Below are 8,506 nucleotides of genomic sequence, written 5' to 3' on the forward strand. Positions count from 1 at the left end.
GCGTCTCCCTTGACGGACCACTGCCGCCACTACAATGGTTTAGCTTTAGCAAGTCTCGGGCCAAAACCTCACACCCCGTCAAACCCCTGAATGTACGGGCGCTCGGCACTGTAGCTCCGTCAGTAGCAGAGACTGGGCGCCGGCAATCCGGCACCCTCTTGCCGGTTGGCGGCAAGGTGTTGACGCTTGCAACAACGCCGCCTGGTGCTCAGCGGCAGGCGGCGTTGCGGAAGGGCCCGGCAAAACGGATGAATGGCTTGCCAGGATCGACCTGTGTGCAGATGAACTTACCGGTACTGATGCTCTGGTACTTGTACCAGGACGCTGGCGCCGCCAGCGCCCCCCCCAGAGGCAACCCGCATAGCAGCGCCAACGCCAGTCCAATAGCGCGGCTCATCAGGTCATCTGGAGGATGGTTTGCATCAGGGTGCTTTCGGTGGAGATGGTCTTAGCGTTGGCTTGGTAGTTGCTCTGCGCCTTGATCAGGTTGACCAGCTCTGAGGTCAGGTCCACGTTGGAGTCTTCCAGGGCGCCAGCCGTGATATCACCCATCACACCCGCGTTCGGCGCGCCAACCACCGGCACGCCCGAAGCGTAGGACTCTTTCCAGTTGGTGCCACCCGCCGGCGTCAAACCCTGCATGTTGGCAAAGGTCGCCAGCGCCACCTGGCCGATTACCTTGGACTGGCCGTTACTGTACGTACCGAACAGATAACCATCAGCATCGATCGACAGCGAGGACAGGCTCCCAGGCGCATAACCATCCACCACCTTGGCGGTTTGTGCCGATGTGGTGTTGTACTGCGTGGTTGCCACGACATCCAGCAGCATGCCCCCGGAAGCCGGCGAAGCACCATTGGCAACCATCTCGCCATCAGCATTCTGAGAGGCCGGAACCCAGTCGATCAGGGTGAGCTTGCCCAGGTTGTCGACGGTGAAGTCGTCACTAGTGGAACCGACCAAGGCGCCCGAAGAGTTGAACGATAGGTCTGCACTGTACGGCACGGTAGAAGAAGGCTCGGCCGGATTGACACCATCCACGGTCACATACATGGACCAGGCGTTGGTATCCGTCTTAACGAAGTACTGGCTCAGGCTGTGCTTATTACCCTGGCTGTCGTAGACATCGGTCGCGAAGGTGTAGTTGTAGCTTTTCGAATTGGACGCATCGAACGGGCTTTCGGACGGAACCGCATCCGACGAGTTGAGGTTCACGGTCTCGGTCAGGGTCGAGGTGGCCTTCGGCGAAACTGCGGCGGTGCTGACGGTGAGATCGGTCAGCACACCGGACACCAGGTCGCCATTGGCATTGACACCGTACCCTTGCAGGCGATTACCGCTGGCGTCCACGATATTGCCAGAACTGTCGGTGCCGAATGCCCCGGCACGGGTGTAGGAGGTCGAGCCGTTGTTGCTGGTGATGAAGAAGCCGTTGCCATTGATGGCAAGGTCCATGCTGGCGCCAGTGGTGGTGACATTACCCTGGGTGAACTGCTGCGAAATAGCCTGGGTAGTGACGCCACTGCCAACCTTGTAGCGCCCGCTACCCAGGAACAGTGAGTTGGCATACATATCACCGAACTCGGCCCGCGCCGACTTGAAGCCGGTGGTGCCGACGTTGGCGATGTTGTTGCCGGTGACATTGAGACTGGTGCTTGCGGCATTGAGGCCGCTGAGGCCGACGTTGAATGACATTGCGTGACTCCTGTGCCGATGAGCGGCTTACGATCCGATGGTTTTGACGTCCGAAAGCGCAACGCTCTCGCCATTCGCCAGATTGAGCGTGAACGACCCTGCCGTGCTGCCGACGGTGACACTGCTGACCACCGATGGCAGATAAGTCACCTGCTCTACAGCTTCGCCATCAACGGTGGCCTCAGCCTTGAAGGTATAGGTACCCGCATCCACAGCCAGGCCATCGTTATCAGTGCCATCCCAACTGAAGTTCACCGTGCCGGCAGTTTGCTCGCCGAGGTCGATGTTCTTCACGATGTTGCCATCTGCGTCGTATACCGAGACGGTCATGGCGGATGTCGACGAGGTGAGAGCAACCTGGCCGCTGAGACCGGTACCAGCCTCGACCGTGGCGCTGTCACCTTCGGCGATCACTGTGCGGCCGACCAGCGATGAGGCCTGCAACGCTTGAGTCGAGGTGTAGTTGCCCGACAGCGTATCAACGGTATCGTTGAGCGTTTGCATCGACTCAAGGCTGCTGAACTGCGCCAGCTGCGCGACAAACTCGGAGTTATCCTGAGGGTCGAGCGGGTTCTGGTTCTGCAGCTGAGTAACCAGCAACTGCAGGAATGTGTCCTTGCCCAGTGTGGTGCTGCTGGTATCGGAGGTGCTGGTGCTATCGGTCTTAAGTCCATACTGCGAGTAGATCGAAGAGGCACTGGTGGTATCAGTCGTGGTTGTCATGAGCTATCCCTTTCACTGCCCCAGCGTCAGCACTTTCTGCATCATGCTTTTAGCGGTATTCATGATTTCCGCGTTGGTCTGGAATGCACGGCTAGAGGAAATCATGTCAGCCATTTCCTCGACCACGTTCACATTGGGGTAATACACGTAGCCGTCTTTATTGGCCGCAGGGTTACTGGGCTCATAGCGCGCTTCGAGCGTGCTCTGATCTTCGACGATGCCATTTACCTGCACGCCTTGCCCTGCTTCGCCCTGGTCCTCGAACAGCGACTGGCTGCTGCCGGCCTGCGCATTCTGGAAGGCGGTGGCGAACACCGGGTGGCGGGCGCGGTAGGTCTGATCGATGCTCGAAGACACGGTATCGGCGTTGGCGATGTTGGACGCAACGGTGTTCAAGCGCGTGTTCTGTGCGCTCATCCCGCTACCGGCAATATTGAATACGTTGGAAAGGGACATGGTCATTCTCCCCGCAGGGCGGAAACCAGCCCTTTGAATTTACTGTTGAGCAACGTGAAGCTGGCCTGGAAGCCAATGGCGTTTTCGGTGTAGTTCGATTGCTCGATCTGCGCGTCAACGGTGTTCTGGTCGATCGAAGGCTGCAGCGGCGTGCGGTACTTCAGCGTGTCATCAGCGGCGACGGCCAGGCCTTCGGCTTCGATGTGCCGGCTGTTGGTACGGTCCATGGCGAAGCGGCCGCTTTGCTGCTTGCTGGCTTCGGCGGCCAGCACCGAAGAAAAGTCCATGTCACGCGCCTTGTAGTTGGGCGTGTCGGCGTTGGCGATGTTGTTGGCCAGCACTTCGGCGCGCTGGGCGCGGAAGCCCAGGGCCTTTTCGTGGATACCAAGCGCCTTGTCGAAGCTGATGCTCATGTCGGGGAAACCTTCAGAGGTTGACCGGAATTTCGTTGAGCAAGGTATAGCAAGGGCTGTGCCAACCCTAGAAAAGCCCGAAATTGCGGGGCTGCGGGGTGCAGTGCTGTCAGGGTGATGCCAGAAAAGCGGCAAAGGCCTTCCGCCTTGGGCGGCGAAAGCGGCAATTGTCGGGTGGCAAAAGCGGCAAAACAAAAAATTGACGTCAGGGTTTGGCGGTTTGGCGATAGAGATGTTGCGCCTGGGAGATCGAGCGCCGCCCGCGCGGCGCTTCGCGGGGCAAGCCCGCTCCCACATCTGTTTCGGGCCAGTCACTCCTGTGAAGTCACCGCTGTCCGCCTTGTTTGTTCCCTTCGACATTGAAGGTATCGTCTATGCTTTTCTGCAGTTTCCAGCCATGCGCCCAGGGTGCGAGTGCGCAGGTGACAGGAGTAACTGGCCCGAAACAGATGCGGGAGCGGCCTTGTGCCGCGAAGCGCCGCGCGGGCGGCGCTCGATTTCACAGGCCACACAACCCTTGAGCCAAACCCTATTTGGCCTGGTAGATGATCCCCGGGCTGCACTGCACCATCTGGTAATGGTCCGGCAACCCGTTCAGCGCCTCCGAGGCGCCAAGGAATAAGTAGCCCCCCGGCTTCAGCGTGCTGTGAATGCGCAGCAGGATGTCCCGCTTTACCTGCGCCGAGAAGTAGATCAGCACGTTGCGGCAGAACACGATGTCGAACTTGCCCAGGCTGGCGTAGCTGTCGAGCAGGTTGAACGAGCGAAACTCGACGCGGCTGCGAATCGCCGGCTTGACCGCCCAGCGCCCCGGCCCCTTGGGGTCGAAGTAGCGCTGCAGGCGCTCCTGCGATAACCCGCGGGCAATCGCCAGGCTGTCATACTCACCGGTCTTGCAGTTGTTCAGCATGGTGCCGGACAGGTCGGTGGCAACGATCTGCGCGCCCATTTTCAGCTGCCCGAGGTTGCTGCGCTCGAACTCGTCGATGGCCATCGAGATGGAGTAAGGCTCCTGCCCCGACGAACAGGCCGCCGACCACATGCGCAGGCGCTGGCCAGGGTTGTTGCGGATGAACTCGGGGATGACCTTGTTCTTCAGCACTTCGAACGGGTAGGTGTCGCGAAACCACAGGGTCTCGTTGGTGGTCATGGCATCGACCACCTGCTCGCGCAAACCGCCGCGCGGCTGGGCCTGGATGCGCTGCACCAGCTCGCCCAGGCTCTTGATGCCCTGTTGTTCCATCAGCTTGTTGAGACGGCTGGAAACCAGGTACTGCTTGTTCTCGCCCAGCAAGATGCCACAGGCTTTTTCCAGGAAGACCCGGAACTGTTCGAAATCCAAATTACCCGTAGACACTACTGCCGCCTCTTTTCAATAACTGATACCGGGGGGCTTGCCCCCGGCTGCTTCAATGCGCTGCCTTGATCCGGTCGACCACCCGCTGGGCCAGGTCGTCCGGTTTGAACTTGGCCAGGAAGTCATCGGCGCCGACCTTCTTGACCATTGCCTGGTTGAACACCCCGGAAAGCGAAGTATGCAGGCAGATGTGCAGTTTTTGCATGCGCGGGTCGCTGCGGATCTCCGCCGTTAGCGTATAGCCGTCCATTTCCGGCATTTCAATGTCCGAGATCATCATCAAAAACTCTTCTTCCGGCTTTTTGCCCTCATCCACCAGCTGACGCAGGTAGTTCAGGGCCTGACGGCCGTCGTTAAGCGCCACCACCTCCACGCCCACGGTCTGCAGGCAGCGGCTGACCTGCTTGCGCGCCACCGACGAATCGTCGACGGTCAGCACCCGCATCAGCACGGCCTTGTCCTGCACCTCGGCATCGATCACCCCGGCCGACACCGACTCGGACGACGGCGACACTTCGGCCAGCACTTTCTCCACGTCGATGATCTCGACCATGCGGTTATCCACCCGGGTGACCGCCGTCAGGTAATGGTCACGGCCAGTGCCCTTGGGTGGTGGATGGATCTCTTCCCAGTTCATGTTGACGATGCGCTCCACCGAGTGCACCAGGAAGCCCTGGGTCTTGGTGTTGTACTCGGTGATGATCACGAAGCTTTTACGCGTTTCTTCCTGCAGCGGTCGTAACCCGGTAGCCATCGACAAGTCGAGGATCGGGATGGTCGCCCCGCGAATGTTGGCCACCCCACGCACCACCGGGTGCGCCTTGGGCAACAGGGTCAGCGCCGGGCATTGCAGCACTTCCCTGACCTTGAATACGTTGATGCCGTAAAGCTGTTCGCCATTGAGGCGGAACAGCAGCAACTCCAGGCGATTCTGCCCCACCAGCTGCGTGCGCTGGTTGACCGAATCCATAACACCCGCCATGCCAGACTCCTTTTCATTTCAGCCTTTCGTTGCAACTCAGGTAGCGAGTCGGCACGGGCTTTGCTTTTTTGAGGGTCATGCACACGAAAACGACATTTTCCCGACGATTGACGCGCCTGCTGACTGGCTCGCTGGCCGCACTGTGCCTGCTGGCGCCCGGCGCTCGCACGGTAGCGGACGCGTTTACCTTGCCTGAACAACTTATCGGCGTCACCCAAGGGTTTCTTGAATTTACCGTCGAAGATTACCTGGCCACCACCCAGACCGCCGGCCGTTATGAAATCCAGGTCAACTCGCTGGACCCACGCCTGCGCATGCCGTTGTGCAGCCAGCAGCTGGACGCCTCGCTGGAAAGCCCCTCCCAGCCGCTGGGCCGGGTAACGGTGAGAGTCCGCTGCAATGGTGCGGCGCCGTGGACCGTGTTCGTGCCGGCCACCGTGCGGCTGTTCCGCGACGTGGTGGTGGTGACCCGCCCGCTCAAGCGTGACAACACCGTGGGTGAAGGCGACGTGGCCCTGCGTGAACGGGATGTCGGCACCCTGGGCCAGGGTTTTCTGACCGAAATGGACCAGGCCGTGGGCATGAAGATGCTGCGCCCGACGGTGATCGACCAAGTGCTCACCCCGCAGCACCTGGAACAGGCCGAAGTAGTACGCAAGGGCGACCAGGTGGTGATCGTCGCACGCAGCGGCAGCCTGAGTGTGCGCATGCCCGGCGAGGCCCTGAGCAAGGGCGGCCTGAGCGAACAGATACGGGTACGCAACCTCAACTCGAAACGGGTGGTCAAGGCCAGGGTCACCGGCCCGGGCCAGGTCGAGGTCAGTATGTAACCCGCTGCCAGATTGCGCTGGCAGGGAGGAACTGCTTTTTCTAAACTGTGTCAGAACACGGGTTCGCGAGCTTGCTGACAGGCGGCTGTGCATTTGTGCCTAAAGTTTCTATCGGGTTGGCCGAAAACAAGGCAAGCGTCCAAATACCCAGAGGTTTCTGATCATGGTCATCGACTTCAGTCGTTTGAATAACTCTCCGTCCGTCACGGGCGGCGTGCGCGGCAACACCGCGTCCGGCAGCGCCGAAAAACCGGCAGCCAGCCAGGAAGCGGTGAAAGACACCGGCGCCAGCGGAGAAGCGGTACACCTCAGCCAAGAGGCCCAGCAGTTGCAAAAAATCAGCGACAAGCTGCGCGACGAGCCTGTAGTCAACAGCGCCCGCGTGGCCCAGTTGAAACAGGCCATCGCCGACGGCAGCTATCAGGTCGATGCCGGCCGGGTCGCCAGCAAACTGCTCGATTTCGAAGCCCAGCGCTGACCGTACGGCGCGCTGACTTCACGGACGCTAGAAAAGCCAAGAGTTAGCCATGCACGACACCACCTTGCTGCAACTGATCGAAGATGACATTGCCCCGATGCAGGAACTGCGCGACCTTCTGCACCAGGAAGCGATCGCCCTGCATGGCCGCGACATGCCGCTGCTGGAACAGATCCTGGCGCGCAAGCAGTCGCTGATCATCTTGCTCGAGCAGCATGGCCAGCGCCGCAGCCAGTTGCTCGCCAGCCTCGGCCTCAGTGCCGACCGCAGTGGTGTACAGGCCGTGGCCGCGCAATCGTCACATGGCGACACGCTACTGCAGCGGCTCGACATGCTGTCGCAACTGATGGACGACTGCCAGCAGGTCAACCAGACCAATGGCCGGATCATCCAGGTGCAACAACATGCCACCAACAACCAGATTCGCATCCTGCAGGGCGGCGATGCGCCGTCACTGTACGACAGCCGTGGCGGCACCTCACTGCTGGCCAAACCAAGGGCCCTCAGCCAAGTCTGATTTTTCTGTCAAGGCACGGAACATACTGGCAAAATGCCGTTAATTGCGTGTGTTGCTTTTGCCTGGAGAACGATAAGCCGTGTTCAATGAATCCGATGCCCCGCAACCGCCAAAGGTGCTGAGCACCCCCTTGGAGATTGCGGCCAACTTGCGGCAGCTGCAGGAAAGCCACGACCCCCTGATCATCACCTTCAATGACCGCAGCCAGCGCTTCCAGAGCTACGTGGTGCACGTGGACCGTGAAAGCAACACCCTGGCCCTGGACGAGATGATCCCCCGTGACGGCGAGAAGTTCATCGAGAACGGCGAGCACTTCCGCGTCGAAGGCTTCCACGATGGTGTGCGCATCGCCTGGGAATGCGACCACGAACTGAAGATCAGCGAAGTCAACGGCCACCGCTGCTACAGCGGCGCCCTGCCGCTGGAGCTGACCTACCACCAGCGCCGCAACGCCTTCCGCGCTGCGCTGAAGCTGTCGCAACTGGTCGACATCATCCTCGACGGCACCCACCTCAAGGGCAACGGCGCCCTGCGTGGCAAGCTGCTGGATATCTCCGCCACCGGCTGCAAACTGCGCTTCGAGGGCAATGTCGAAGACCGCCTGCAATTGGGCCAGGTGTATGAGCGCTTCAAGGCAGGCAACCCGCTGGGCCTGGTCGATACCATGGTCGAGCTGCGCCACCTGCACTATGAAGAGCGCATCAACACCACCTTTGCCGGGGTGCGCTTCCACAATCTCAGCGGGCAGGCACAGCGCAAGATCGAGAGCTTTGTGTACCAGCTGCAGCGTGAGGCGCGGCGGTTCGACAAGGACGACTATTGATCGTCGGCTGGTAGAAACAGAAACGCCACCTGTTTGGGTGGCGTTTTTATGTGTGTTTCTCCTGTGATGGCCTCTTCGCGGGTAAACCCGCTCCTACAGGTTTTTGCACAGAGTTCGAAATCGGCGCGTGCCCTGTAGGAGATTACCCAGCCCTTGCGGGCTGCGCTGTCTCGCAGAGAACAATGGCCATTGTGGGAGCGGGCTTGTCCCGCGAAGCAGGCAACGCGGTGTC

Annotated in this window: 11 protein-coding genes; 4 read left to right on the forward strand and 7 right to left on the reverse strand. The window is 60.3% G+C overall.

Translation table 11 applies throughout. The features are described from left to right. Nucleotides 1-208: 208 nt before the first annotated feature. The 7 genes from ACI2KG_RS09785 to ACI2KG_RS09815 form a co-directional block, all read right to left on the reverse strand. Nucleotides 209-397, reverse strand: a complete 189-nt coding sequence (locus ACI2KG_RS09785; RefSeq protein ID WP_404661729.1) for a hypothetical protein — start codon at nt 395-397, stop codon at nt 209-211. Beyond that, nucleotides 397-1,695: a flagellar hook protein FlgE gene (gene flgE / locus ACI2KG_RS09790; RefSeq protein WP_404661730.1), complete on the reverse strand. Its 1,299-nt coding sequence runs from the start codon at nt 1,693-1,695 to the stop codon at nt 397-399. The genes ACI2KG_RS09785 and flgE overlap by 1 nt, the downstream gene beginning before the upstream one ends. A 27-nt stretch (nt 1,696-1,722) precedes the next feature. Further along, nucleotides 1,723-2,418 carry a flagellar hook assembly protein FlgD gene (locus tag ACI2KG_RS09795; RefSeq protein ID WP_404661731.1) on the reverse strand — a complete coding sequence of 232 codons (696 nt, stop codon included), beginning with the start codon at nt 2,416-2,418 and terminating at the stop codon, nt 1,723-1,725. A 12-nt stretch (nt 2,419-2,430) separates the two neighbouring features. After that, entirely contained in the window at nt 2,431-2,874 is a 444-nt protein-coding gene (gene flgC / locus ACI2KG_RS09800) for a flagellar basal body rod protein FlgC (RefSeq protein ID WP_404661732.1), read from the reverse strand. A 2-nt stretch (nt 2,875-2,876) separates the two neighbouring features. Continuing rightward, nucleotides 2,877-3,287 (reverse strand): flagellar basal body rod protein FlgB, encoded by a 411-nt coding sequence (flgB, locus tag ACI2KG_RS09805; RefSeq protein WP_404661733.1) that lies wholly within the window; start codon nt 3,285-3,287, stop codon nt 2,877-2,879. A gap of 529 nt (nt 3,288-3,816) precedes the next feature. Next, on the reverse strand, nt 3,817-4,644 hold the full coding sequence (gene cheR / locus ACI2KG_RS09810; RefSeq protein ID WP_012273532.1) for a protein-glutamate O-methyltransferase CheR: 828 nt from the start codon (nt 4,642-4,644) through the stop codon (nt 3,817-3,819). A 52-nt stretch (nt 4,645-4,696) separates the two neighbouring features. Further along, complete coding sequence (locus ACI2KG_RS09815; protein WP_404661734.1) at nt 4,697-5,626, reverse strand: chemotaxis protein CheV; 930 nt, start codon at nt 5,624-5,626, stop codon at nt 4,697-4,699. Nucleotides 5,627-5,703: 77 nt separating this feature from the next. Here ACI2KG_RS09815 and flgA point away from each other — a divergent pair, with 77 nt between their 5' ends. From flgA to ACI2KG_RS09835, 4 genes are all read left to right on the forward strand, one after another. Then, the gene (gene flgA / locus ACI2KG_RS09820; RefSeq protein ID WP_404661735.1) at nt 5,704-6,456 is read left to right on the forward strand and encodes a flagellar basal body P-ring formation chaperone FlgA; all 753 of its coding nucleotides are present in this window, start codon (nt 5,704-5,706) and stop codon (nt 6,454-6,456) included. A 163-nt stretch (nt 6,457-6,619) separates the two neighbouring features. Next, nucleotides 6,620-6,934, forward strand: coding sequence for a flagellar biosynthesis anti-sigma factor FlgM (flgM, locus tag ACI2KG_RS09825; RefSeq protein ID WP_400613751.1), 315 nt, complete (start codon nt 6,620-6,622; stop codon nt 6,932-6,934). Between the two features lie 49 nt (nt 6,935-6,983). Further along, nucleotides 6,984-7,451, forward strand: coding sequence for a flagella synthesis protein FlgN (locus tag ACI2KG_RS09830; RefSeq protein WP_400613749.1), 468 nt, complete (start codon nt 6,984-6,986; stop codon nt 7,449-7,451). 79 nt (nt 7,452-7,530) lie between these two features. Beyond that, entirely contained in the window at nt 7,531-8,274 is a 744-nt protein-coding gene (locus ACI2KG_RS09835; protein WP_404661736.1) for a flagellar brake protein, read from the forward strand. The last annotated feature ends 232 nt before the right edge of the window (nt 8,275-8,506 follow it).

Source organism: Pseudomonas sp. NPDC089407 (genome assembly GCF_044900445.1).
In the GTDB taxonomy this organism is placed as follows: domain Bacteria; phylum Pseudomonadota; class Gammaproteobacteria; order Pseudomonadales; family Pseudomonadaceae; genus Aquipseudomonas.